The 25,890-nt window shown below is 46.2% G+C and carries 19 protein-coding genes; 12 read left to right on the top strand and 7 right to left on the bottom strand.

From position 1 onward, the window contains the following. The first annotated feature begins 85 nt into the window (after nucleotides 1–85). Nucleotides 86–5,404 (top strand): beta-L-arabinofuranosidase domain-containing protein, encoded by a 5,319-nt coding sequence (locus tag WKT00_RS10670; protein WP_340263586.1) that lies wholly within the window; start codon nucleotides 86–88, stop codon nucleotides 5,402–5,404. Between the two features lie 152 nt (nucleotides 5,405–5,556). Then, on the top strand, nucleotides 5,557–6,930 hold the full coding sequence (locus WKT00_RS10665; RefSeq protein ID WP_340263674.1) for an MATE family efflux transporter: 1,374 nt from the start codon (nucleotides 5,557–5,559) through the stop codon (nucleotides 6,928–6,930). A 56-nt stretch (nucleotides 6,931–6,986) separates the two neighbouring features. Here the strand turns inward: WKT00_RS10665 and WKT00_RS10660 are convergent, their stop codons facing one another. The 7 genes from WKT00_RS10660 to WKT00_RS10630 all read right to left on the bottom strand — a co-directional run bounded on the left by WKT00_RS10660 (nucleotide 6,987) and on the right by WKT00_RS10630 (nucleotide 14,579). Beyond that, nucleotides 6,987–7,913 carry an alpha/beta fold hydrolase gene (locus WKT00_RS10660; protein WP_340263585.1) on the bottom strand — a complete coding sequence of 309 codons (927 nt, stop codon included), beginning with the start codon at nucleotides 7,911–7,913 and terminating at the stop codon, nucleotides 6,987–6,989. 28 nt (nucleotides 7,914–7,941) lie between these two features. Continuing rightward, nucleotides 7,942–8,934 carry a CPBP family intramembrane glutamic endopeptidase gene (locus tag WKT00_RS10655; RefSeq protein WP_340263583.1) on the bottom strand — a complete coding sequence of 331 codons (993 nt, stop codon included), beginning with the start codon at nucleotides 8,932–8,934 and terminating at the stop codon, nucleotides 7,942–7,944. Between the two features lie 6 nt (nucleotides 8,935–8,940). Further along, on the bottom strand, nucleotides 8,941–9,756 hold the full coding sequence (locus WKT00_RS10650; protein WP_101695918.1) for a Cof-type HAD-IIB family hydrolase: 816 nt from the start codon (nucleotides 9,754–9,756) through the stop codon (nucleotides 8,941–8,943). Nucleotides 9,757–9,778: 22 nt separating this feature from the next. After that, entirely contained in the window at nucleotides 9,779–11,149 is a 1,371-nt protein-coding gene (locus WKT00_RS10645; RefSeq protein WP_340263581.1) for a UDP-N-acetylmuramoyl-tripeptide--D-alanyl-D-alanine ligase, read from the bottom strand. Continuing rightward, nucleotides 11,146–12,249, bottom strand: a complete 1,104-nt coding sequence (locus WKT00_RS10640) for a D-alanine--D-alanine ligase family protein (protein ID WP_340263579.1) — start codon at nucleotides 12,247–12,249, stop codon at nucleotides 11,146–11,148. The genes WKT00_RS10645 and WKT00_RS10640 overlap by 4 nt, the downstream gene beginning before the upstream one ends. Before the next feature lie 15 nt (nucleotides 12,250–12,264). Further along, nucleotides 12,265–13,719, bottom strand: a complete 1,455-nt coding sequence (locus WKT00_RS10635) for a nicotinate phosphoribosyltransferase (protein WP_340263577.1) — start codon at nucleotides 13,717–13,719, stop codon at nucleotides 12,265–12,267. Between the two features lie 125 nt (nucleotides 13,720–13,844). Further along, complete coding sequence (locus WKT00_RS10630; protein ID WP_340263575.1) at nucleotides 13,845–14,579, bottom strand: lysophospholipid acyltransferase family protein; 735 nt, start codon at nucleotides 14,577–14,579, stop codon at nucleotides 13,845–13,847. 195 nt (nucleotides 14,580–14,774) lie between these two features. On the opposite strand from WKT00_RS10630, the gene WKT00_RS10625 reads away from it, so the two are divergent. The 10 genes from WKT00_RS10625 (at nucleotide 14,775) to WKT00_RS10580 (ending at nucleotide 25,857) form a co-directional block, all read left to right on the top strand. Then, a complete protein-coding gene (locus tag WKT00_RS10625) occupies nucleotides 14,775–15,179 on the top strand; it encodes a protease complex subunit PrcB family protein (protein ID WP_340263573.1) in 405 nt (134 codons plus the stop codon). Between the two features lie 15 nt (nucleotides 15,180–15,194). Then, nucleotides 15,195–16,754, top strand: a complete 1,560-nt coding sequence (locus tag WKT00_RS10620; RefSeq protein WP_340263572.1) for a DUF3794 and LysM peptidoglycan-binding domain-containing protein — start codon at nucleotides 15,195–15,197, stop codon at nucleotides 16,752–16,754. Between the two features lie 33 nt (nucleotides 16,755–16,787). Next, on the top strand, nucleotides 16,788–17,663 hold the full coding sequence (gene ispE / locus WKT00_RS10615) for a 4-(cytidine 5'-diphospho)-2-C-methyl-D-erythritol kinase (RefSeq protein WP_101695925.1): 876 nt from the start codon (nucleotides 16,788–16,790) through the stop codon (nucleotides 17,661–17,663). Nucleotides 17,664–17,666: 3 nt separating this feature from the next. Then, the gene (locus WKT00_RS10610) at nucleotides 17,667–18,344 is read left to right on the top strand and encodes a GntR family transcriptional regulator (protein ID WP_101695926.1); all 678 of its coding nucleotides are present in this window, start codon (nucleotides 17,667–17,669) and stop codon (nucleotides 18,342–18,344) included. Between the two features lie 77 nt (nucleotides 18,345–18,421). Beyond that, complete coding sequence (spoIIR, locus tag WKT00_RS10605) at nucleotides 18,422–19,135, top strand: stage II sporulation protein R (RefSeq protein ID WP_340263569.1); 714 nt, start codon at nucleotides 18,422–18,424, stop codon at nucleotides 19,133–19,135. Beyond that, nucleotides 19,132–20,316, top strand: a complete 1,185-nt coding sequence (locus tag WKT00_RS10600) for a cation diffusion facilitator family transporter (RefSeq protein WP_340263567.1) — start codon at nucleotides 19,132–19,134, stop codon at nucleotides 20,314–20,316. The genes spoIIR and WKT00_RS10600 overlap by 4 nt, the downstream gene beginning before the upstream one ends. Beyond that, nucleotides 20,303–21,025, top strand: coding sequence for an acyl-[acyl-carrier-protein] thioesterase (locus WKT00_RS10595; protein WP_101695929.1), 723 nt, complete (start codon nucleotides 20,303–20,305; stop codon nucleotides 21,023–21,025). Before WKT00_RS10600 ends, WKT00_RS10595 begins: the two co-directional genes overlap by 14 nt. 96 nt (nucleotides 21,026–21,121) lie before the next feature. Continuing rightward, entirely contained in the window at nucleotides 21,122–21,961 is an 840-nt protein-coding gene (locus WKT00_RS10590) for a CvfB family protein (protein WP_101695930.1), read from the top strand. A gap of 39 nt (nucleotides 21,962–22,000) precedes the next feature. Then, the gene (locus WKT00_RS10585; protein ID WP_101695931.1) at nucleotides 22,001–22,234 is read left to right on the top strand and encodes a polya polymerase; all 234 of its coding nucleotides are present in this window, start codon (nucleotides 22,001–22,003) and stop codon (nucleotides 22,232–22,234) included. A 146-nt stretch (nucleotides 22,235–22,380) separates the two neighbouring features. Further along, entirely contained in the window at nucleotides 22,381–25,857 is a 3,477-nt protein-coding gene (locus WKT00_RS10580; RefSeq protein ID WP_101695932.1) for a DNA polymerase III subunit alpha, read from the top strand. The last annotated feature ends 33 nt before the right edge of the window (nucleotides 25,858–25,890 follow it).

Here is a 25,890-nt window from a genome sequence, read left to right as displayed (position 1 = left end):
CAACATTTATCGAAAAAAAGTCCATTTTAGGAGAGATGTATATAGATGTATAATAAAATAAACTAACTATGAGGAGGAAGGAGAAATGAAAAGAAGATTTCTAGCAGGACTCTTGAGCGCTGCGATGATACTGACGATGACGACAGTCACCCCGGTTGGCGCGGCGCCAGAGGACAGCGAAGAAGCAGGGGTAAAATCAGCCGCAGTACTTTCTGACGAAGAACTTGGCACGAACATTGCTCCAAAAGCGACGGCGGATGCATCCTACACGAATGTGTGGAGCATCACTCCGGCGTCCATGAATGACGGGGAACTTGCTACGTCAGACCCTTATACCAGCTGGAACAGCTGGGGCGGAAATGACGACACGTACCCATTAACTACATCTCTTACCTGGAATGCAGAGCAGGTAATCACAGGAATGCGTGTGATCTGGTGGGCAGACAATGCTGAACTTCAGTCAAGTGCAAACGTAACATTCCCGAAGAGATGTGAAGTACACTATGTAGACGCGGAGGGAAATCCGCAGAGAATCACCGGAATGGTGAATGAAAAAGGCGACCCTTCTGATGAAGTGGGCGTTGTGTATGATTCCAGCTCCAACAACGGAATCAACGGAAACAACAAGTATTGGAACTATGTAAAATTTGCAGAGCCGATTACGACAAAAGAACTTCAGATGAAGATTGAACGTAACGGAAGCGGCAGCAACGGTGTTGGTATCAGTGAGTGGGAAGTATTTGGATATGAAACAATTGCATCAGGTACCAATGTAGCTCCAGAGTCTAAGGTGACTGCTTCTTACACGAACAAGGATCTGGCAGAGACAGCAGCATCCGTAACGGTAGATGGCAAATTAGCAGGAAACGATCAGAACACAACATGGAACAGTGCAGGGGCTTCTAAAGAGGAGTATCCGGTGAAGGTCAACCTGGACTGGGGAGAAGCTGAATATAATGTCTCCAGTATGAGAGTGATGTGGTGGTCTGACAATGATGCTGTTAAGTTCCCATCCGACTGTAAATTACAGTATTACAATACCCGTTCTAAAGACTGGGCTGATGTGACAGATATGGTGGATGAGACGGGAGCAAATGTAAAGTCCATCGGCGTGAAGTTCGGAAACGAAGGCAAGCCGGGCGAGAATGAAGCTGACTATACAGGTGAGAACAATCGTTACTGGAACGGCGTTTCTTTAAACGAGAATGTAAAGACGAATAAGCTTCGTCTGCTGGTTGGAAGTAAGAGCGCTTCTGAAGGCGTTGGAATCGGTGAGATCGAAGTGTATGGAACAAAGGCAGCCGTTACATTGGGAGAAAATGTGGCTCCAGAGGCAGCTGCTTCTGCAAATGCACAGAACACACCTGTAACCAATGTAAACAATGGTTCTTTAGCTGACGGTGCAGGATCTTCCTGGAATACCTGGAACAGTAGCACCTACCCAACGACCGTAGCGCTTACCTGGGACGCTCCTTATGAATTAAACGGCATGAGAGTTATGTACTGGGCGGATACAGCTCCGGTTAATTCCAACGGTGGAGTCAGCTTCCCGAAGAGCTGTGAAGTCGAATATTACGACCATGAGACCAGTTCTTGGCAGAAGATTACGGCTATGACAGATGAGACTGGCGCAAATGTTTCTTCCGTTGGTGTGAAATACGGAAGTGCAGATCAGGCTTCCAACCAGCCGGGAAGTTACTTAAATGGAAACAACCGTTACTGGAATCAGGTGACGTTCGATACACCGGTGAAGACGACGCAGATTCGTCTGAATATTGACCGTAACGGACGTGGAGCAAATGGTATCGGTATCGGTGAATGGGAAGTCTTTGGTGAAGAGATGACCGCAGAGTGGAATGAAATGGTTTCCGCACAGATTACCGGTAAAGACCGCATTATGAAGGGCGAGAAGGGCGTATTTACAGCAGAGAGCCTTCCGACCGGATTAGAAGGAATGAGCTATAAGTGGGAACTGGCAGAGGGCAGCGAGTTTATGTCCCTCGAAGGTGCAGATGATCAGAAAGAAGTTACGATCAAAGCAAACGAAAGTGGATATGGAAAGCTGAATCTGACACTCTCTCGTAAAGAAAATGACAAGACAGTGAAAAGAACTGCAAGCATGGATATCAAGGTTGACGGAATTGAGAGCATCGACGAATATGTGACAGCTACAGAAGCAGGCACAGCTCCGATTCTTCCGAAGATGGTAGTCGCTAACGGAATTGCATTCGACGATCCGACACCAAAGTATGTCGGACCAACAGGCCATGACTTCGCAGAAGAATTTAATTCTAAATTAGTCCCGGTTAAATGGGAAGAAGTAGATAAGAAATTATATGCAAAAGATCAGGTTGGCAAGACATTTGAGGTAAAAGGTAAAGTGACTGCTGGCGGAGATGAATTTGACGCGGTTGCAAAGGTTACCGTTAACAAGCCGGTTGTTGCACCGGTTGCGAACAATACCGTTACCTTTGAGAATGTACAGCTTGAGGATAATTTCTGGAATCCAAAACAGAAAGTAAATGCAGTAAATTCTCTGAACAAGGCAATCGCTCAGATCGAGCAGCCATCCGGCGGAGAGCCAAACTTCAAGAATGCGATCAAGAAGTTAAATGGTGAGCCTTATGACGAGTTCCAGGGATTCGTATTCCAGGATTCTGATATTTACAAGAGTATTGAAGCGATTTCCTATACATTGTCTGTAATTCAGAATGACGATGATCCGGAAATGGTAGCACAGAAAGAAGTGCTGGAAAAGAAACTGGCAGAGTGGATTCCTCTGATTGAGCAGGTGCAGTACGCAGATGGATATATTGATACCCACTTTACGTTAAGAAGTACCGCACACGCTGGCGGAAGTTCTGCCGGAACACACAGATGGAGAGATTTCTCCAACCATGAGATGTATAATGCAGGTCACTTCTTTGAATCGGTTGTTGCATATACCCGTTACAGAGAAGGTATCGGCGATCCTGACTACAGTCTTTATGTAGTTGGAAAACGTTTTGCAGATGAAATCGTATCTCTCTTTGGACCAGAAGGAACTCGTCACGAGGTTCCGGGACATGAAGAGGTGGAACTCGCCCTTGTGAAGTTTGCAAAACTGGTAGAAGAATATGAGGGTGAAGGAACTGGTCAGAAGTATATTGATACAGTAAAGACGCTGATCGACCGAAGAGGTGAGGGCAGCGGCTTACGTGAAAGTGGTTACTGGGGAGGAGAATATTCTCAGGATGCAACACCAATTAAGGAAGAGGTAAATGGTGTGGGACATGCTGTACGTGCATGCTATTTCTACGCTGGTGTTACTGACATTGCAACACTTCTTCCGGAAGGCGATGCTGACAGAGATGCTTACCTGAATACCATGGATAATATCTGGGATTCTGTAAAGAACAGAAAGACCTATATCACAGGTGGTATCGGAGTTAGAAGCCATGGAGAAGACTTTGGTGGCGACTATGAACTTCCAAACAACGATTCTTATTGTGAGATCTGTGCATCTATCGCACTTGCAAACTGGAACCAGAGAATGAATCTGATCCATGAGGATGCGAAGTATGCAGACGTAGTAGAGAGAACACTTTACAATGCGATCCTGGTTGGAACCAACTTAAGCGGAGATAAGTTCTACTATGACACAAGATTGGAAGTCGGCAACAGACAGGGACGCTCTGACTGGTTTGCATGTGCATGCTGTCCTCCGAACTTAATGCGTACCATTGCAAAATTAAGTGAGTACATGTATACCGTACACGGAGATGATCTGTTTGTGAACCTGTATATTGGAAGTGACGGAAACATTAACGTAGACGGAACGAACGTAGAACTGACTCAGAAGACAGAGTACCCATGGGACGGCGCTGTGAAGATGACCGTTGATCCGGCAAAAGATAAGAAATTCACGATGAATATTCGTATCCCAGGCTGGACACAGGAACAGAAAAACAAAGATGTTAAGATCGAAGTGAACGGCGAAGCAGTAAAAGAAGAAGCAGAAAATGGATATGTTGCAATTACCCGTACATGGAAAGCCGGCGACGTTGTTAAGATTGACATGCCAATGGAAATCAGAATGACAGAGGCAGATCCGAATGTCACAACAAACGCAGGAAGAATCGCATTAGAGAGAGGTCCTGTCGTATACTGTATGGAGACAGCAGGAAATAAACAGCTGAATGAAGGAATTGCAAACTTCAAACCATTAAATCTTGTAATTCCAAGAGATGCGAAACTGACCGCTACATACAATAAAGATCTTCTGAACGGTGTTGTAGAGATCAATGGTGACGTACAGTACAATGACGGCGGAACCATGAAAGATGCGAAACTGCAGGCAATTCCATACTATGCATGGAATAACCGCGGTGACGACGGCGTACAGGGACAGAACTCCTGTACACAGATGCTGATTTGGACGAACGCAGTTGGCGAAGCAGCCGGCGCGGAAGTAACCATCAGCGGAGAACAGGAAGTGAAAGTTGGCGAGAGCCTTTCTCTGACAGCAGAAGCTTCAGGAATGGAAAATCCAGCCTACGCATGGAGCATCAAAGAAGGCGATGCAGTTGAGATCGCAGAAGGTGCAGACGCAGCGACTGTAAAACTGAACGGTCTGAAAGAAGGTACGGCAGTTATCACAGTGACCGCAACAAGCGGAGACGTATCTGTCAGCGCAGATTATACCGTAACCGTAACAGTGGCAGAACAGCCGGCACCGACGCTGGAAAGTCTTGAGCTTGCAGGACCGACAAAGGTTGAATATGTTCAGGGCGAACAGCTTGACTTAACAGGCCTTGTTGTAACAGCAGTATACAGCGATGGAACCAGAACAGAGATCCCATATGGAGAAGGTGGATACACGGTAAGCGGATACGATGCAAATGCAGTTGGAGAGCAGACCGTGACCGTAACCTATGAAGGAGTATCTGCTGAATTTACAGTAACCGTGAAAGAGGCAGAACAGCAGCTTCCAACACTGGATAAGATCGTTCTCGGAGGAGATGCGAAGACGAAGTATCAGCAGGGTGAAAAGCTTGACTTAACAGGCTTTGTTGTAACAGCGGTATACAGTGATGGAACAACCAAAGAAATTCCATATGGAGAAGGCGGATATACGGTAAGCGGATACGATGCTAACAAAGTTGGCAAGCAGACGATCACCATCACTTACGGCGGAAAGACAGCTGAATTTGAAGTGACGGTAGAGAAGAAGCAGACAACGGATCCACAGAATCCGCAGAAGCCGAACAAGCCACAGAAACCATCCGGCAGTCAGACTGGAAACAAGACAGATGCAGCTGCTAAGACAGGAGACCAGGCAAATATGGTTCTTCCGGCAGTTGGACTTCTGATGGCAGCAGCCCTGCTTCTCATGGCATGGAAGAGAAGAAGAGTGGGAAGATAATACCGAAAGCTTAGAAGCGAAGGTATATCATAAGAAAGACACCCCAGACAGGAAATGATCCCTGTCTGGGGTGTTTTCCCGTTCGGGAAGAAAATGATTTGCGAAACTGCGGTGCAGAGTATACAATGATAACAGGAAAGAATGGAAGAGGGATGATAAAAGTGAATGCAGCAGTAAAGAAAAATAAATACGAAATTGATATGTGCAACGGTTCCATTATGGATAAGCTGATCTCTTTTTCCCTACCTCTGATGTTGTCGGGAATTCTTCAGCTTCTGTTTAATGCAGTGGATATCGTTGTGGTGGGGCGCTTCACAGGAAGACAGGCGCTGGCAGCTGTGGGGTCTACCACGGCGCTGCTCAATATGTTCGTGAATCTCTTTATAGGGATCTCCATGGGAGCTAATGTGCTGGCAGCCCGGTTCTATGCGGCGAAAAAAGAGAAGGAAATGTCGGAAGTTGTACATACAGCGGTTACATTTGCCCTGGTCAGTGGAATTTTGATGGTGTTTGTGGGTTTTTTTTGTTCCAGGGGAGCGTTAGTTTTGATGGGGACACCAGGAGACGTCATTGAGTTATCGGCGCTTTATATGAAGATTTATTTTATGGGAATGCCATTTTTCATGCTTTATAATTATGGAGCAGCCATTTTACGGGCGATTGGAGATACCAAGCGGCCGCTTTTGTTCCTGATTATCGCAGGAGGGATCAATGTATGTTTGAATCTTCTTCTTGTGATTGTATTCCATCTCGGTGTGGCTGGAGTCGCGATTGGAACCGTGATTTCCCAGCTGGTGTCCAGTGCGCTGGTGCTTCGGTGCCTGTGGCGGGCAGAGGGCAGTTATCAGCTGAGAGTATCCAAATTGAAGATTCAGAAGAACCATTTGAAGCAGATTTTCCAGATAGGAATTCCGGCGGGGATCCAGAGTATGGTCATTAATTTCTCCAATGTTCTTCTTCAATCCTCCGTTAATTCCTTCGGCTCGGTGGCAATGGCAGGTTATACGGCGGCAAATAATATTCTGGGGTTCTTATATGCATCCGTCAATTCTGTTTCTCAGGCATGTATGAGTTTTACCAGCCAGAACTACGGAGTGGGTAAATGGAAAAGGATGGACCGGGTGCTTGTGGATTGTGTGATCCTTACGACGGGGGTGATGCTGGTATTAGGAGGGGGCGCATATTTATTTGGACATCAGCTCCTCGGAATCTACACCTCAGATGCAGAGGTGATTCAGTGCGGAATGGAGATCCTCCTGTATACGACAGTAACCTATTTCCTGTGTGGACTGATGGATCTGTTCCCAGGATCCATGCGAGGAATGGGATATTCTCTGGTGCCAATGATTATCTCTGTGATCGGTACGGTCGGACTTCGGATTGTATGGATTGGATGGATATTCCCGGCGCATCGTTCTCTGGATGTACTGTTTATCTCTTATCCGGCATCCTGGATTCTGACGATTATCATGCAGGTGATCTGTTTTTACTTTGTACGTAGGAGAGTGCACCAAAAGGCGGCATAAAGAGCGAAGGAAAGAGCGAAAAAGAGAATGGTATAAAGCGCGAAGAAAGGGGAAGCTTAGGAAAGCTTCCCCTTTATCCATGTCCAAATATCTTCGTAGACTGTCATATAATCCGTTTCATTTAAAATTTCATGGCGGTCATTTTCGTAGAGTTTCATCTGCACATCTTTGATTCCGCTTTGGCAGAATGCATCGTAAGCTTTTTGGATCCCCTTGCCAAAATCACCAACCGGATCATCGGCTCCGGACACCAGCAAAATCGGAAGTGCCGAAGGAATTTTCTGGATGTTTTTTGGTTTATGTACATAAGAGATACCGCGAGACATCTGATAGTACCCGTTTAGTGTAAAGATAAAGGTACAGAACGGATGTGCACGGTAGGAATCGACAATTGCCTCGTCCTTCGTAAGCCAGTCCTGTGGAGTACGGGCTGGTTCAAATCGTTTGTTATAAGAAGCAAACGCCATATTGTCAACGAATTTGCTTCGATAATTCCATCCTTTGAACAGCGCCAGAATGCGGCAGGTCAGTTTGGCAAAAAAGAGTTTTACAGCGGGCTGTGTTCCGGTTCCCATGACGATGACGCCCTGGAGTCCTTCGCCGTGCAGCATCATATACTGGCGGATCAGGAAGGAACCCATACTGTGGCCAAGCATAAAATAAGGAAGTTCCGGATATTTCTTCTCTGTTATTTTCCGAAGACGGTCAATGTCTTTGATGACACATTCATTTCCGTTTGGGTGGGCAAAGTATCCGTGTCGATCATCACACGTAACAGACTCGCCGTGCCCTAAATGATCGTTTCCAACGACATAGATGCCATGCGCATTTAAGAGGCTGGCAAAACGATCGTATCGGTCAATAAATTCTACCATACCGTGGCTGATCTGAAGAACAGCGTGGACATCTTTTTCAGGAATCCATTCGATTCCATGAATTGTCGTAATCCCATCAGAAGAGGGATAGTAAAAATCTTTTTTCATAGCAGATCACTTCCTCCTTTGTCTGCAATCAGGCAAATAACTGCAGGATAATTTGAATTGCCCAGAATCCGATGTACAGAATTGTCCCCACATTGAAAAGCATTGCCAGTAACAACTTATCTTTGGGCAGTGCGATGATTCCGGGACGGCAGCGGAACTTCTTAAAGCTTAAGATGAACAAGACGATTCCTCCGATCACAAGCCCCATCACCAGAGCCATGTAGATTCCAATAAGAATCATCTGGAAGGGATGTGTGACGATGATATCAATCAATGCCGCAGAATCAGAAGCCGACTGCTCGATTGCCTGAAATACGTCGGATCTAAGCATCAAAAGTCCGGGGACGCTTCCCATGAAATTAATTCCCATATGAAGAAGAACACTGTACCTGAGCATTCCGGTTTTGGCGTAAACAAAGCCAAATAGAAGTCCCAGGGTAAAGGCGTATACGAACTGGTTTAAGTTGCCGTGGAACAGTGCGAAGAAGAAGGCGGACAGCAGGATTCCTGACAGTTCGCCGTATTTTACGGAAGTACGGTCGATAATTAATTTCCGGAAAATGAATTCTTCAATAATCGGAGCACAGATCACGGTAAACAAAATAGCAGTTCCCAGGTGTAGTTCTGTTACGATGTCCTGAATCGGATTAGCGACGCTGTCTCCCTTTAAGAACCCAATGAAGGTCGTCATAAATTGTCCTATCAGGTTCGAGAAATACATCAGTGCGTAAGAGATACAAAAAGCAGATAAAAGCTGAGGAACCTTCATGCTCTTTCGCGGAATCGGAACAGCGGGAACCATTCGCACCAGCAGTACCAGAAGCGGCATGCCGATCAGATACATGGATCCGGTGCCGACGATCAGGGACAGATCTGCATTTCCCAAAATATCAGGGAACAGAATGCTGACCATTACAGATACTCCGGTCTGGACGCTTACGATAATCAGTGTGCCCAGGAAGAACATCAGTCCCAGCTGCGAAAAGTGCGATTTTGTATTTCGGATAATTTGTTTCTCCATAAGCATTTACCTCATAAATTCATTGATCACATGAAGAACCCCGTCTTCATCATTTGACTTCGTGATATAGTCCGCCTTTTCTAATACTGCCGGCTGCGCATTTGCCATGGCAACGCCAAGTCCTGCTGTCTCAATCATCGTCAGATCGTTATACCCGTCTCCACAGCAGATCATCTGATCGGCGGAAAGCCCGATGCTCGTTAGAAGCTTCAAAAGAGAATGGGCTTTGTCGATACCAGGCGGCATAATCTCCAGGAAAAACGGATCGGAGCAGTATGCATAGAGATAGGTGCGGAAGTGACGGTTCACGACCTCTCCTATCTCTTCAATTACTTCAGGATCTCCGGTTACCAGGAATTTATTCTGTGGTCCGGTAACGTCCGATAGAAAATCTTCGGAAGTGACGATCGGTGTATGATTGATCCGGGATTCAAGCTTCGTGTACTGATTTGGGCAGATCCCGGAGATCAGGGTATCTTGCGCATAGGCAATGATATCAATGCCGCGATCTTTATAACGAGATACGATCTCATAGAGAGGTGCTTTGCAGTCATCGGGAAGTGTTTTGTTATAAATGATATTCCCGGTGCGACAGTCGGTGATCCGTCCTCCGTTAAAAGAGAGAATGTAACTTCCGTATTTTTCCAGCTGAAGTTGTTTCGCAAGTGGAAGGACGCCCTGTGTTGGGCGTCCGCTTGCAAGCACTACTTTTTTGCCGTCTTCCTGGATCTCGATCAGAGCGTCCAGCGTTGGTTTGGTGATTTCTTTTTTTGAATTGGTAAGGGTACCATCAAGATCCAGTGTAAGAATCTGATAATCCATATAAGTGCCTCCTCATGCCAAATTAGAATTTTGCCAGTTCTTCTACGACTTCAGATAATGCTACGCCATGAGAAGCCTTTACTAACACGTTGTCGCCATCCTTGATGATGTGGTTCATGGCAGCGAGAAAATCTGCTTTTGTCTCAAACCAAAGAGCTTCGGTAGAAGCGCCTTTTCCTGCTGCTTCTGCAAGATCCTTGGCAAAGCCGCTGATTCCGCAGACAAGGTCGATGTTATGAGCGGCTGCATATTCGCCGACTTCCCGGTGAAGCTCTTGTGCATTATCTCCCAGTTCACCCATGTTTCCAAGAATGGCAACCTTGCGTCCGACGGCCATATCAAGAACGTCGATAGCCGCCTTCATAGAAATTGGGTTTGCGTTGTAGCAATCGTCCAGAATGATGATTCGGTCAGTTTTGATAATATTGTTGCGTCCCGGCATAGACGGAAGATTTTCGATACCAGCCTTGATTTCTTCAGGCGTTAGACCAAGAGAGTATCCAACGGCTGCTCCGGCCAGTGCATTGGAAACCATATGTGCCCCCGGAAGCGGGATGACACAGTCAAAAGAGCTTCCGTCCGGCAAGGAGATGGTGCAGGAAGTTCCTGCAAGTCCCATGGTTTTGATGTTTTCGGCACGGAATGCGCAATTTTCTCCAAGACCGAAGAAGGAAGGGGTCACACCCTTGACCGGTCCCATCTGGGAGAGAAGGTCATCGTCTCCGTTTAACAGGATGCTGCCGCCGGCTTTCATATCCTGAATCATCTGGGATTTCTCCTGAAGAATTCCTTCTCTGGTTTTGAAGAATTCCAGATGTGCGATGCCGATATTGGTGATGACACAGATGTCAGGGCTTGAAACAGAAGAGAGTCGGCGCATTTCGCCAAAATGGTTGACGCCCATTTCTAATACGGCAACCTGATGAGATTCATCCATGCCGAAGATGGTAAGAGGAAGTCCCCATTCATTATTTAAGTTCCCCTGATTTTTATGTACACGGTACTTCTGTGATACGACAGAAGCGATCATTTCCTTTGTGCTGGTTTTTCCGACGCTTCCGGTGATTCCAACCACTTTGATATCAAAGGAATCCCGGTAAAGTTTGGCAATGTCAAGAAGCGCCTGTCCGGTGGATTCCACCAGAATATATGGGAAATCTGTCTCTCCTAGATCTTCATGGGAGACGACGCAAAGAGCGCCTTTCTCGATCGTATCCGGGATAAATTGATGTGCGTTGAAGCGCTCTCCGTCGATAGCCACAAAGAGAGCATCCTTTTCTACTTTACGGCTGTCGATTACAACATTGGAGACTTCTCGGTCAAGAAAAGCCTCGTCTCCATGATAGGTGCCCTGGCAGGCGGTGGCAATATTTCTTAATGTAAGGTTTTTCATGATTTTCCTCCTTCAAGTGTGCGGCCCGGGGTATGTGTGTAACGAGCCTTAAAAGATTGGTCGATAATGATCTCACACAGATCCCCGTATTCAATACCAATTGCTTTTGCTGCCTTTGGAAGAAGACTTGCAGGCGTCATACCCGGCAGTCCGTTCATCTCCAGACAGTAGAATTTCCCATCGCTTTCATCGACGATAAAGTCGGCGCGGGAATACACATCCATGCGGAGTGCGGCGAACGCTTTTTCAGCGGCTCTTTGCATTTTTTTCTGTGTCTTTATATCTAATGACTGCGGAGGGCAAAGTTCCGTAGCGCCTCCGGTCTGGTATTTATTTTCATAGTTAAAAATGCCGTCTTTGGGAATGATTTCCACCAGTGGAAGCGCCTTTCCGGCAATGAGTCCACAGGCATATTCCCGTCCTTTTAAATACGGTTCAATGACAACCTCATCCTGCTGATCCTCTTCAAAGGAACGGCGGATTGCCTCGGTGTATTCTTCCTCAGTATGAACGATATAAACGCCGATACTGGAACCGCCGGAGCACGGCTTGATCACAAGCGGCAGGTAATAACCCAGTTCGCTAAGCGGGGTATCCTTGGTTGCGGCAGTTAGGGAAGTCCCTCTTGGTGTTGGAACTCTTGACATTTTAAAAACCTGCTTGGCAACCAGCTTGTTCATAGACAGGGAACAGCCCAGAGAATTTGGTCCGGTATACTTGATCCCCAGAATATCGAAGGTTGCCTGAAGCTTGCCGTTCTCTCCTACAGATCCGTGAAGCGCCATGAAAGTAATATCTGCCATGCGGCAAAGTTCTATGACGTTCGGTCCTAAGTAGCAGTCTGACTGATCCGGTCGGGCTGCCTTTAACGCAGCTAGATCCGGTGTAGTTGTCTTGATTCCTTCAGCAATAGAAAGACCGGAATCCGGTAGGTTAAAAACTTCTTCTAGGCGGTCGGGATCATAGGGAAGACCGAAGAATACATCCAGCAGAAATGCCTGATGACCCCGTTCCCGTAAGGTTCTGCAGATACCGGCTCCGGAAATTAAGGATACGTCTCTTTCGGGGCTGAGCCCGCCTGCTAATACAATGATTTTCATATAGATGAATCTCCTTTATTTTTCTGTGCTTAACTGATCTAGTAAATCTTTTTTCGCATTGTAGAGTTTCGTTGAAAGATCGACGTAAACTCTGTGCGGGTAGAAGAGACGTTTGGTCTCTTCCCATAAAGTGCTTTTTTCTTCTGCGCAGTATTTTGCGATTTCCCGGACAGACGGAGATTTATAGATACATTCTCCGTTTCGGAAGATCGGAACCAGGATTTCTCGCATCGTATAAGAGCCGCCCGGAAGTCTGGTCTTTTTCCAAGTGTCTTTCGGATCGAAGAGCAGAAGGTCTTCGCTGGCATCGAAGGTTTCGTCTGCAAAGCAGATGAGGTCTGCCTTGATTTTTCCGGTGGCTTTATCATAAATCCGGTAAATCGTCTTGTTGCCCGGATTGGTAATTTTTTCTGTGTTTTCGGAAATCTTAATCTTTGGTACAAATTCGCCGTTCTCATTCTGGATGGCGGCAAGCTTGTAGACACCTCCAAAAGATGGACAATCCTTGGAGGTAATTAGGTTGGTACCGACACCCCAAGAATCAATAGCGGCTCCCTGCATCTTCAGATCATGGAGCAGATATTCGTCCAAATCGTTGGAAGCGCAGATAGACGCATCTGAAAAACCAGCATCATCAAGCATCTTGCGAGCCTTTTTGGAGAGGTAGGCGAGATCACCACTGTCCAAACGGATTCCATATTTCTTGAATGTCTTTCCCGATTCTTTATATTCCTTGAATACTCGGATGGCATTTGGAACACCGGATTTCAAGGTGTCGTAGGTGTCTACCAAAAGTGTACAGTTGTCAGGATAAAGATCAGCATATGCTTTGAAGGCAGTATACTCGTCCGGGAAGCTCATAATCCAGCTGTGGGCATGAGTTCCCATAACCGGAACATCAAACAGTTTTCCGGCAAGGACGTTGGAGGTTCCGACACAGCCTCCAATTATAGCAGCTCTAGCACCGTAAAGGCCAGCGTCCGGACCCTGTGCTCTTCGAAGACCGAATTCCATAATGCCATCTCCGTTTGCGGCGAAGACAACGCGGGAAGTTTTGGTTGCAATTAAGCATTGATGATTTAAAATATTTAAAATTGCAGTTTCCACAAGTTGCGCTTCCATAATTGGGGCAATGACTTTTAAGATAGGTTCCTTCGGGAAAATCACGGTACCTTCTGGAATGGCATAGATATCTCCGCTAAAGTGAAAACCACTTAAATATTGAAGAAAATCTTCTTTGAAAATACCAAGACTTCTTAGATAATCCACATCTTCATAGGTAAAATTCAGATTCTTTATATAGTCAATCACCTGGTCAAGACCGGCGCATACAGAATAACCGTTGTTGTTGGGATTTTGGCGGAAGAAGACATCGAAGATTACCGTTTCATTCTGTCCTTTCTCATAATATCCCTGCATCATCGTAAGTTCGTACAGGTCAGTCAGTAAAGTAAGATCCTGTCTGTTCATAATTTTTAAAAACTCCTTTGTGATGGCAGTACGATGACTGCGTGTAGTGTCAATATATTCCGTTACATTATAGCATTAGACGAAAGAAATGTAAAAGGGAAAAGAAAACGTGAAAGAACCAGGCGTTATACAAGCGCCTGGTTCTTATTGATCGTTTCTTGAATGATATTCTGACAGTAGTCGGCCAAATGTTTTCTGGTTTCCTTATCCAGATCATTTGGATAGATCGGCTTTCCATACTCCAGAATGACGTGCGTTTTCTTAATTCGCGGGAACTGCTTCTCGAAGATGGATATTGTGTTGTTCATGCTCATCGGAATAATGGCGCAGCCAGTCTTGTCTGCAATTTTGAAGGAACCGCTGTGGAATGGGAGGAGACTTAATTCTTCTCCGGTGTTGCGGGTACCTTCCGGGAAAATACAGATGGAGATTCCCTTCTTAATATAATCGATGGCGGTGAGAATGGTTTTTAAGCCTTCCTTCGGGTTCTCGCGATCCAGGAACAGGCAGTAGAGCCGTTTCATCCAGTCGCGGAGAAGAGGATAGCCTAACATTTCCTTCTTCGCTACGTATCCGGTACGTCTGCGGCAGCGGGAATAGGTAATCAGAATGTCAAAGTAGCTCCGATGATTTCCGATGAAAAGAACCGGCTCATCAGGAATATTTTCCTCTCCGACTACGGTTACTTCTACGCCTGCAACCTTCAGGATCAGGCGAAATGCCCACTGAACCATCCGCAGGCACTGGTAATCACTGGTTTCTTTTTTACATTTGCCGATTAGCCATTCGACACCAAGTACTGGGATGCCGAGGATGAGATATAGGAATAGAATCAACATAACCAAAATAAATCTTATCATATTTTTACCCTCTCAATATTTCTTCGTTTTGGATTGCATGTAATGCAATTATTATACCATGTTTTGTGTGATTGGCAATTATATTTATGATTGCAGTAAGGGGGCCATGGGGATTCCGTCTTTGATTTTTCAGTCATGTTTTAGCGGAAAGCTGTGTATGATAGTAAAGAGAAACAAAAGGCAGGCACAAAAGCTATGAGGCGAATGGTTGTGGCGGTACTTGCCTTTGCCATAGTATTGTCAGCATGTTCCGTCAAAAAAATGGATACAGACAAGATACAAAACGTGGAATTTTCTGTGGTGAAACCGGAAGAAATCCCTGCGGAACTGGCGGTGGAAATCGAGGATGGAAAGCAGCAGGAAATGAAACGAACCTATGGTGATAAGGGAAAGCTCTATGTGGTAAGAGGATATGGGGTACGTGATGTTGCCGGGTATCAGGTGGAAGTGACCGGATGTTATGAAGCGAAAGATGCAGTGGTGGTAGAGACTAAGCTTTTAGGACCGCCAAGAGGAGAGAAGGTACGAAAGGAAAAGACGTATCCATTTGTAGTGATTCAGATGGAATATACGGAGAAGCCGATTGTATTTGATGCATAGCAGGGAGGCAAAAACATGGAGTATGTAACGAAAAAGGTGCAGACATATCAGAATGGGAAGATGGTGACGGATCAATTTTATCTGGATGATGATTACAATGTTCCAGATTCCAAAAGTGATGTCAAGCGAGTGATGCTGGGAGAAGGAACGCTTGTGGTTGAGGAAATGAAGTCGGTGGAAAATTACATACGGGTGGCGGGAAAGCTTCATTTCCGGGTATTGTATGTGACAGATGAGGTGGAAAATCGCTTGGCATCGCTGGAAGGACGAATTCCCTTCGAGGAAATGGTTTACCGGGAAGAGCAGTTGGAAGAGGGAGTTTTTCTGTCTCATTCCTCGGTGGAACTGACGGTGACGATGATTCATTCCCGCAAATTAAATATCAAAGCGCTGGCAGAAATTTCTCTGCAGGGGGAGACGAGTCGGGAGCAGGAGCTTACGCTTGATATTGACAGTGAAGAAGCGATCTACAAAAAGAAGGAAGAACAGGAGATTTTGAAGCTGGCAGCGGCGAAGAAAGATACCTGTCGGATCAAGGAAGTTGTTTCGATTGGAGGCACGAAAGAAAATATGGGAACAATCCTGTGGTCGGAGGTCACAGGAAGGAAGCTGGACACCCGGCTTGAGCAGGATGAATTAAAGCTAATGGGAGAGCTTCTTTTATTCTGTTTCTATGAATCACCGGACGGTAAGATTGACTGGGTAGAGCAGACGATTCCTTATGAAGGACGTATAGAATGTGAAGGAGCCGCAGATCATATGTATCATCAGATCTATGAGGAACTGACGGATATCCATGTGGAACCAAGGATGGATGAAGACGGTGAAATGCGGATGATCGGCGTTGAGGCAACATTAGAAGTACGAGTGGCCGTTTATGAGGAGGAGAAGGTCAGTCTACTTGCAGATCTATACTCTCTTAGGAAAGACTGTATTGTGGAGACGGAAGAGGTAGAGCTTTCCCGTCTGCTGATGCAGAATCACTCGAAGTGCAAGGTGTCCGAAGAATTGCAGCTTCCAGAGGTGAAGGATAATATTTTACAGATCTGTCACAGCAGCGGACGGATTCAGGTGGAACGGGCAGAGCCGGTAGAAGGAGGAATTCAGATGGAAGGTGTGCTTCATGTGAGTTTCCTCTATGTAAAAGCGGATGATGATGTGCCTTTTGACACCTGGCAGGGAATGATTCCATTTTCCTATCTGCTGGAGAGCCGGGAGACGGCGGAGGATATGACATACACGGTAAGCCATGCGGTTGAACAACTGTCGGTGAACCTGCTTGGGGGAGATCGGATCGAGATCAAGGCGGTGCTTGCGTTTCATAGTTTTGTGAAGAAGCCGGTAATACTGCACAATATGAAAGAGGTACGGCTTGAGTCTCTTAACTGGGAAGAAGCGGAGAAAGGGCCGGGAATCATTGGCTATATTGTACAGGAGGGCGACGAACTATGGGATCTGGCAAAGCGTTACAGCACGACGGTGGAAGGAATCAAGGAGATCAATGAACTGGAATCAGACGAGATAAAAGCGGGGAAGAAAATATTGATTTTTAAGGAGAATATGAGTATACTGTAGGTACACTGTATACAAGATACAAGGAGAAAACATATGGATAAGATGGAATTGAAAGCACTGGGAAAGATTAACCTGGGACTGGATGTGCTGGGGAGAAGAGAAAATGGCTACCATGATGTCCGCATGGTGATGCAGACACTGTATTTATATGATCAGATTACAATTGAAAAGACAGAAAAGCCGGGGATTGAATTGTCCACCAATTTATTCTATCTCCCGGTGAATGAAAATAACCTGGCGTACCGTGCCGCAGATCTTCTGATGCAGGAATTTGGAGTGGAAGAAGGAGTTAAAATTACGCTGGAGAAGCATATTCCGGTGGCAGCAGGTATGGCGGGTGGAAGCTCGAATGCAGCAGCGGTGCTGTATGGAATCAACCGTATGTTTTCGCTGGGGTTATCACAGGAAGAGTTGATGGAGCGAGGCGTGAAGTTAGGGGCGGACGTTCCATACTGTATTATGCGGGGAACTGTTCTGGCAGAAGGAATCGGCGAGATATTAACGCCGCTTCCGGCCATGCCGCGCTGCACGGTACTGGTGGCAAAACCGCCTATCAGCGTATCTACAAAGCTGGTTTACGAAAAACTGGATGCGCATGAAATAGAGAATCATCCAGACATTGACGGGGTTCTGGAAGGATTAGAACGACAGGATCTTAAGAAAATTGCGTCCAGTATGGGAAATGTACTGGAGAGAGTGACGGTGGAAGAATATCCGGTTATCGAAGAGATTAAGGAAATGATGAAGGAAAATGGCGCGCTCAATGCGATGATGAGCGGCAGCGGGCCGACGGTCTTTGGGCTGTACAGCGATAAGCGGATGGCAAAAGAAGCGGCGCAGAAGATAAAGGAATCTGGAATTGCAAAGCAGGTGTATGTGACCAACATACATAATGCAAGGAGGAAATAACCGATGGAAACGAATTTTAATGTCAGTATGAATGAATATCTTCCGCTTCGGGATGTGGTATTCAATACACTGAGACAGGCGATTTTAAAAGGGGAATTAAAACCGGGCGAGCGGTTGATGGAAATACAGCTGGCGAATAAGCTTGGGGTAAGCCGGACGCCGATCCGGGAGGCGATCCGTAAGCTGGAGCTGGAAGGACTGGTGCTGATGATCCCAAGGAAGGGCGCAGAGGTGGCGGATATTACCGAGAAGAGCCTGCGGGATGTGCTGGAGGTTCGGAAAGCGTTAGAAGAGTTGGCTGTTCAGCTTGCCTGTGAGAAGATTACAGAAGCAGAGATTGAAGAACTTAAGAAGGCAGCAGAAGATTTTAAGAAGATTTTGAAGAGTAACGATGTGACTCAGATCGCAGAAGCGGACGTTCATTTCCATGATATTATTTATATGGCAACCGACAATCAGAAGTTGATCCAGCTGCTGAGTAATCTAAGAGAGCAGATGTACCGCTACCGGGTTGAGTATCTGAAGCGGGAAAGTGTCTACCCGAAGCTGATTGCGGAGCACGAAGAGATTATTCATTTTATTCAGGAAAAGAATAAGACGCAGGCGGCAGAAATGGTCAGCCGTCATATTGATAATCAGGTAGATGCAGTTATGGCAGTGATTCGTAACAAGCAGAATTAAATTATTTGACAGGGTTTGAATAAGATCTAAAGTTACTGGAAAGAATCTCTCTATCAGGACAGGGAGGTTCGATACATATGGAAGACAGGAAGACAGGAAAGAATACAAAGAAATGGATCTGCATGGCGGCAGCTGTAGGAATCGCGCTTTTTCTGACGGGATTGTTGGCGGGAGAACGAACCCGTATGGTGCAGGCGAAGGTGGCGAAGACGCAGGAATCGCTTGCAGAAGAGGTTTTCCGTTTCCATGTGCTTGGGAACAGCGACAGGCGTAAAGATCAGGAAGTGAAGCTCAAGGTGCGGGATGCCGTGATCGACTATATGAAGCGGGATATGGGAGAGTGGGAAGACTTATCAGATGGAGAAGATGCCGCTAAGGCGGAAGCGACAAAGCGCTGGGCCAAGACCCATCTTCGTAAAATCGAAGATACAGCAAATCAGGTACTGGAAGAGGAAGGATATTCCTACCGTGCAAAAGCGGAAGTCACCACCTGCTACTTCCCGGACAAGCGGTACGGAGACGTGCTGTTTCCGGAAGGGGAGTATGAGGCCTTAAGGATCAAGCTTGGGAAGGCGAAAGGACGCAACTGGTGGTGTGTACTGTATCCCAATCTCTGCTTTATGAATTCTACCTGCGCGGTGGTAGAGGAAGACGGAAAGAAAGTATTGAAAGAAGCGCTGACAGCCGAGGAATATGAGATGGTAACGGCAGCTTCAGACTTTAAGATAAAATGGTTTTTCTTCGGAGGCAAGGAGAAGGACGAGAAGATACATGGAGGCAATCAAAAATGACAGAATTTTTAGTGAAACATTTTGTGAAGGATTATGAGGAGATCGAGAAGGTGTCCGTCCGCACAGCCTACGGCGTATTGGCAAGTGCGGTGGGCATCTTTTGTAACGTTTTGCTGTTCATTGTGAAATGTGCAGTTGGATTTTTCTTAAACAGTATTTCCGTTATGGCAGATGCATTCAACAACCTGTCGGATGCAGGCTCTTCGGTAGTCGGGCTTGTGGGGGTAAAGATGGCAAGCAAACCGGCGGATGAAGATCATCCCTTCGGACATGGAAGGATCGAGTATATTTCCGCGTTGGTGGTGGCGTTTCTGGTACTGCAGGTTGGCTTTACTTTCTTCAAGGATTCTATTGGGAAGATTCGGGAGCCGGAAGAAATGAAGTTCCAGCTGATATCGGTGGTCATCCTGATTCTCTCGGTGGGTGTGAAGCTTTGGATGGGAATGTTCAACCGCAGACTTGGGAAGAAGATCGACTCCAAGGTGATGCTGGCGACGGCGACGGATGCCATGGGAGATGTGGCGACTACTTCTGTTACGATTCTGTCAATTCTGTTCTGGAAACTGACGGGAATGAATATTGACGGATTCGTGGGAATTATCGTTTCATTGGTTGTGATGTGGGCAGGAATCGGAATTGCCAGAGATACTTTAGAGCCGTTGATTGGCGAGGCGGTAGCGCCGGAAGAATATGTTCGTATCTCCCGGTTTGTCGAGAAATATGAAGGGATCGTTGGAAGTCACGATCTGATTGTACATAATTACGGACCGGGAAGAAGCATGGCTTCGATTCATGCAGAGGTTCCCAATGATGTGGATATCGAAGTTTCCCATGAGGTGATCGACCGGATTGAGCGGGATGCGGCGAAGAAGCTTGGCATTTTCCTGGTAATTCATATGGATCCGGTAGAGACCAGGGACAAGCACGTGCTGGAAGTGAAAAATCAGGTAGTGGAAGTTCTGGCGGCGCTGGATCCGGCCGTGTCTATCCATGATTTCCGAATGGTAGACGGGAAAGAGCAGATCAATCTGATCTTCGACATGGTGGTGCCGTTTGAATACGACCATCAGAAACAGGAAGAACTCAAGGATTCTCTGAAACGGCTGCTGAAAATGCATGACAGCCGATATGAGTTTGTGATGACGGTAGAAAGGAGTTACGTGGCAAGTGCAAAGAACTAATCAATATACATTTGACAGCAGAGTAAGATTTAGCGAAGTGGATCATACCAAGCAGATGACGCTTCCGGGAATCATTAATTATTTTCAGGACTGCAGTACGTTTCAGTCTGAAAGCCTGGGATATGGGGTAGACTATTTCACGAATTATGGGAAGGCCTGGGTATTGTCCTACTGGCAGGTAGAAGTAAAACGGTATCCGGCGATGGGAGAAAAGATCAAAGTCTCTACCTGGGCAACGGAGTTTAGCGGGCTTCTGGGTCTTCGTAACTTCTGTATGCAGGATGAAACGGGAGAGGTGGTTGCCTATGCCAATTCGGTATGGGCGTATATGGATCTTAAGAAAGGAAGGCCATGCCGTCCGTCAAAAGAGGAGGTTGCAGCGTATGGAATCGGAGCCCCTCTTGAGATGGAATATAAATCAAGGAAAATTGATCTGCCAAAAGAGACGAAAGAAGGGGATGCGTTTCCGGTGCGAAGATACCACATTGATACCAATGAGCATGTGAATAACTGTCAGTACGTTCAGATGGCATTGGAGATGATCCCGGAAGACAGCAAGATAAAGGAACTGCGTGTGGAATACAAGAAGTCGGCAGTTCTAGGGGATGTGATTTATCCGAAAGTGGCGATGGAAGAAGAGCGGATGGTAGTGGAGCTGTGCGACGAAGGAGGAAATTCTTACGCGGTGGTAGAACTTAAGGAAGAATAGGCGAAGGAGTCTGGGAAAGTTTCCGTTGAGTTTTACAGAGGATATGCGTATAATGCAGATAGAAGAAAAGAAGTAAAATCCGGGGAGGAGATTGAGATGAGATTAGCGGATGAGCTGGGAAAAAGACGACAGTTAATGGTAGTGAAAAAGGTAGACTTTGGCGTTTATCTTGGTACCAATGATGATAAAGTGCTGCTTCCGAAAAAGCAGGTGCCAAAGGATATAGAAGTGGGAGATCCGATAGAAGTATTTCTGTATAAGGATTCTTCAGATCGATTGATTGCCACAACGCAGGAACCAAAGATCACGCTGGATCAAATGGCGGTTCTTAAGGTGGTTGATACCGGGAAGATCGGGGCGTTCCTGGATTGGGGACTGGAAAAGGATCTGCTGCTTCCATTCAGAGAGCAGACAGCGAAAGTGAAAAAAGGCGACGAAGTATTGGTGTCACTCTATGTGGATAAATCAGGAAGACTTTGTGCAACCATGAAGATTTACCATAAGCTAAAGACAGACTCCCCTTATAAAAAGGATGACCAGGTGGAAGGAATTGTCTATGAGCTCAGCGATAATTTCGGTGTTTTCGTAGCAGTGGACAATCAGTATTCCGCATTGATTCCCAAGAGGGAAGACGGCGGCAGGCTGAAGGTGGGCGATCGGGTACATGCCCGTGTTTCTAAAGTAAGAGAAGATGGAAAGCTGGACTTAAGCGTGCGGGAAAAGGCTTTCCTTCAGATGGATGCAGATGCAGATGCCATCGTGAAGCGGATGGAGGAATACGGCGGAAAACTGCCGTTTACAGATAAGGCAGATCCGGAATTGATCAAAAAGGAATTTGGATTTAGCAAGAACGCATTCAAGCGTGCAGTGGGACGGCTTCTGAAAGAAGGAAGAGTGGAAATTTTCGAGAAATCTATTGAATTTGTGGAAAAATAAGGTAGAATATAGATAATACCTTGAAAGGAGAGCGAAGAGATGAAAGTACAGAATATTTCTGATATTGATGGATTTTTTAAAGTGGTAGATGCCTGCAGCGGAAAAGTAGAGCTGGTAACAGGAGAAGGCGACAGATTAAATCTGAAATCAAAATTATCTCAGTATGTATCGATGGCGAACATCTTCTCTAATGGAGAGATTCCAGAGCTTGAGATTATTGCATATGAGAAAGAAGATATCGATAGACTGGTTAGTTTTATGATTAACGGTTAAGGATGAAGAAGGGGAAATACGAAGCCTTAAAGGGGGGGATGTATTTCCCCTTTTTTCTATGCTTGGATTTTTTGCTGAATTTTGCTATAGTATAGGGATAAGACGGCGGTAACTGGCAAATAGTGAGATTAGAAAGCAGGAAAAATATGAGTTTTGCACATCTTCATGTCCATACAGAGTACAGTCTTTTGGACGGTTCAAATAAGATCAAAGAATGTGTCGCGCGGGTGAAAGAGCTTGGCATGGACAGCGTGGCGATTACGGACCACGGCGTGATGTTCGGCGTGATCGATTTCTATCGCGCGGCGAAGGCGGAAGGGATCAAGCCGATTCTGGGGTGTGAAGTCTATGTGGCTCCCGGGTCAAGATTTGATAAAGAACCCGGAGTGCGCGGTGAGGATCGTTATTATCATTTGGTGCTATTGGCGGAAAATGATCAGGGATATCACAATCTGATGAAAATTGTATCGCGGGGATTCACAGAAGGATATTATTATAAACCGCGTGTGGATATGGAGGTATTAAGAGAGTTCCACGAAGGAATCATTGCGCTCAGTGCGTGTCTGGCGGGAGAGGTTCAGAAGAATGTCCTTCGGGGAATGTATGAAGAAGGAAAGGCGGCGGCTCTTCGCTATCAGGAGATTTTCGGAGAGGGGAACTTCTTTTTGGAGCTTCAGGATCACGGCATGCAGGAACAGAAGCAGGTGAATCAGTCGCTCCTTCGGATGTCGCAGGAGACGAGGATCCCTCTGGTGGCGACCAATGACGTTCATTATACGTATGCGGAAGATGAGAAGCCTCACGATATGCTTCTTTGTATTCAGACGGGAAAGAAGCTGGCAGATGAGGATCGGATGCGCTATGAGGGCGGTCAATATTATATTAAGTCGGAAGAAGAGATGAAAGGGCTCTTCCCCTACGCGCTGGAAGCTCTTGAGAATACGCAGAAGATTGCGGACCGCTGTAACGTAGAGATTGAGTTTGGTGTTACGAAGCTTCCGAAATACGATGTGCCGGAAGGCTATACATCATGGGAATACTTGAATAAGCTTTGTTATGAAGGGCTAAAAAAGCGATATCCGGACGGAGATGACTCCTTAAAAGAGCGGCTGGAGTATGAATTATCCGTGATCAAATCCATGGGATATGTGGATTACTTCCTGATCGTATGGGACTTTATCAAGTATGCGAAAGACCATGGAATTATGGTCGGTCCGGGAAGAGGATCAGCGGCGGGAAGTATTGTGTCCTACTGCCTGGAAATTACCAGCATTGATCCGATTAAGTATCAGCTTCTGTTCGAGCGCTTCCTGAATCCGGAGCGTGTGTCCATGCCCGATATTGACGTGGATTTCTGTTTTGAGAGGCGTCAGGAAGTGATTGACTATGTGGTGAGAAAATATGGCTCCGACCGGGTGGTGCAGATTGTCACCTTTGGTACCATGGCGGCGCGGGGCGTGATCCGAGATGTAGGACGTGTCATGGATCTTCCCTATGCATTTGTAGATTCGATTGCGAAAATGGTTCCGACAGAGCTGAATATGACGCTGGATCGTGCACTGACGATGAATCAGGAATTAAAAAAGCTGTATCAGGAAGATGCTCAGGTGCAGGAGCTTATCGATATGTCCAGACGTTTGGAAGGACTGCCAAGACATACATCTATGCATGCGGCGGGAGTCGTTATCAGTCAGAAATCTGTCGATGAATATGTTCCGTTGTCTCTTGGGTCTGACGGATCGGTAACCACGCAGTTTACCATGACGACACTGGAAGAGCTTGGACTTCTGAAAATGGACTTCCTGGGACTTCGGACGCTGACGGTGATTCAGGATGCAGCGAAGCTGGCAGAGAAGAGTTCGGGGAAGGCAATCGACATGGGCGCCATCGATTATAATGATAAGAAGGTGCTGGACTCCATTGGAAGTGGAAAGACGGAAGGCGTATTCCAGTTGGAAAGCGGCGGCATGAAGAACTTTATGAAGGAATTAAAACCGCAGAATCTGGAAGATATTATCGCGGGAATTTCCCTGTACCGTCCAGGTCCGATGGATTTTATTCCGCAGTATATCAAAGGAAAGACGCATCCGGAAGAGATTACCTATGACTGTCCGCAGTTAGAGCCGATTCTGGAGCCGACCTACGGCTGTATCGTTTATCAGGAGCAGGTAATGCAGATTGTGCGGGATCTGGCAGGATATACGCTTGGCCGAAGCGATCTTCTGCGCCGTGCCATGTCGAAGAAAAAGGGCGATGTGATGCAGAAGGAACGTCAGAACTTTGTCTATGGGAATAAAGAGGAAGGCGTGCCGGGCTGCATCGCCAATGGAATCGATGAGAAGACGGCAAATAAGATCTACGATGAGATGATCGACTTTGCGAAATATGCTTTTAACAAATCCCATGCGGCGGCATATGCGGTGGTGGCCTATCAGACGGCGTGGCTGAAATATTATTATCCGGTAGAATTCATGGCAGCTTTAATGACATCTGTAATTGATAATCCGGGAAAGGTCTCGGAATATATTTACACCTGTAAGCAGATGGGAATTGCAGTGCTTCCGCCGGATATCAACAAGGGAGAGGGGAATTTCTCCGTTGATAATGGCAATATCCGTTATGGATTGGCGGCAATTAAAAGTATCGGAAAACCGGTTATTCACGCTATTTTGGAGGAACGAAAAGCCGGAGGACCGTTTAAGACGCTGAAGGATTTCATTGAGCGTCTGTCCAGTCGGGAAGTGAACAAACGAACCATTGAAAGCTTTATTAAGTCAGGTGCGTTTGACAGCCTGGGGGGAACGAGAAAGCAGTTTATGATGGTCTATGTGAAGATCTTAGACCAGGTAAATCAGGAGAGAAAATACTCTATGACAGGGCAAATGTCCTTGTTTGACATGGTATCGGACGAGCAGAAATCAGAGTTTGATATTCCGCTTCCGGATGTGGGCGAGTATGAGAAAGAGACGAAGCTTGCGTTTGAAAAAGAAGTGGTAGGCGTCTACTTAACGGGCCATCCATTAGAAGACTATGCAGAAAAATGGAAGAAAAATATCTCCAAGACGACGCTTGATTTTCAGGTGGATGAAGAGACCGGGCACGCCAAAGTTTATGACGGGGCGAAAGAGATTGTAGGCGGAATGATTTCAACAAAAACAATCAAGTATACGAAGAATAATAAAACCATGGCATTTATCACTTTGGAAGATCTGGTCGGATCGGTAGAAGTGGTGATTTTTCCGAAGGATTATGAGAGGAATCAGCAGTATCTGACGGAGGAGAATAAAGTATTTATCAAAGGGCGGGTATCGGAGGAAGATGACGCGCCAAGTAAACTGATCTGTGAGACGGTGATTCCGTTTGCGCAGACAAAGCAGGAATTGTGGCTTCAGTTTCCGGATAAGGAAACGTATCTGGCAAGGGAAAAGGAGCTTTTAGATCTGATGAAGGATTCGGATGGTTCGGCATCTGTAGTGATTTATATCCGCAAGGAAAAAGCGGTAAAAAGGCTTCCGGCGAATCGAAATGTGCAGATTGATGAGGTGTTATTAAGCAGATTGACGAATTATATAGGAGAATCTTGTATAAAAGTAATAGAAAAACCCATTGAAAAGCTGAATTAATTCCTGTACAATGTAGCACGTGAGAAAGTAATG

This window comes from Dorea sp. ICN-14282, assembly GCF_037890115.1.
GTDB classification, from domain to species: domain Bacteria; phylum Bacillota; class Clostridia; order Lachnospirales; family Lachnospiraceae; genus Dorea_B; species Dorea_B phocaeensis.
The sequence above is the reverse complement of the archived record's forward strand: the minus strand, read 5'-3'. Positions and strand labels throughout refer to the sequence as shown.

Excerpts from the sequence above, each read along its gene's own strand:
- WKT00_RS10670 (WP_340263586.1), top strand. The coding sequence starts at position 86 with ATGAAAAGAAGATTTCTAGCAGGACTCTTGAGCGCTGCGATGATACTG.
- WKT00_RS10665 (WP_340263674.1), top strand. The coding sequence starts at position 5,557 with ATGATAAAAGTGAATGCAGCAGTAAAGAAAAATAAATACGAAATTGAT.
- WKT00_RS10660 (WP_340263585.1), bottom strand. The coding sequence starts at position 7,913 with ATGAAAAAAGATTTTTACTATCCCTCTTCTGATGGGATTACGACAATT.
- WKT00_RS10655 (WP_340263583.1), bottom strand. The coding sequence starts at position 8,934 with ATGGAGAAACAAATTATCCGAAATACAAAATCGCACTTTTCGCAGCTG.
- WKT00_RS10650 (WP_101695918.1), bottom strand. The coding sequence starts at position 9,756 with ATGGATTATCAGATTCTTACACTGGATCTTGATGGTACCCTTACCAAT.
- WKT00_RS10645 (WP_340263581.1), bottom strand. The coding sequence starts at position 11,149 with ATGAAAAACCTTACATTAAGAAATATTGCCACCGCCTGCCAGGGCACC.
- WKT00_RS10640 (WP_340263579.1), bottom strand. The coding sequence starts at position 12,249 with ATGAAAATCATTGTATTAGCAGGCGGGCTCAGCCCCGAAAGAGACGTA.
- WKT00_RS10635 (WP_340263577.1), bottom strand. The coding sequence starts at position 13,719 with ATGAACAGACAGGATCTTACTTTACTGACTGACCTGTACGAACTTACG.
- WKT00_RS10630 (WP_340263575.1), bottom strand. The coding sequence starts at position 14,579 with ATGATAAGATTTATTTTGGTTATGTTGATTCTATTCCTATATCTCATC.
- WKT00_RS10625 (WP_340263573.1), top strand. The coding sequence starts at position 14,775 with ATGAGGCGAATGGTTGTGGCGGTACTTGCCTTTGCCATAGTATTGTCA.
- WKT00_RS10620 (WP_340263572.1), top strand. The coding sequence starts at position 15,195 with ATGGAGTATGTAACGAAAAAGGTGCAGACATATCAGAATGGGAAGATG.
- ispE (WP_101695925.1), top strand. The coding sequence starts at position 16,788 with ATGGATAAGATGGAATTGAAAGCACTGGGAAAGATTAACCTGGGACTG.
- WKT00_RS10610 (WP_101695926.1), top strand. The coding sequence starts at position 17,667 with ATGGAAACGAATTTTAATGTCAGTATGAATGAATATCTTCCGCTTCGG.
- spoIIR (WP_340263569.1), top strand. The coding sequence starts at position 18,422 with ATGGAAGACAGGAAGACAGGAAAGAATACAAAGAAATGGATCTGCATG.
- WKT00_RS10600 (WP_340263567.1), top strand. The coding sequence starts at position 19,132 with ATGACAGAATTTTTAGTGAAACATTTTGTGAAGGATTATGAGGAGATC.
- WKT00_RS10590 (WP_101695930.1), top strand. The coding sequence starts at position 21,122 with ATGAGATTAGCGGATGAGCTGGGAAAAAGACGACAGTTAATGGTAGTG.
- WKT00_RS10585 (WP_101695931.1), top strand. The coding sequence starts at position 22,001 with ATGAAAGTACAGAATATTTCTGATATTGATGGATTTTTTAAAGTGGTA.
- WKT00_RS10580 (WP_101695932.1), top strand. The coding sequence starts at position 22,381 with ATGAGTTTTGCACATCTTCATGTCCATACAGAGTACAGTCTTTTGGAC.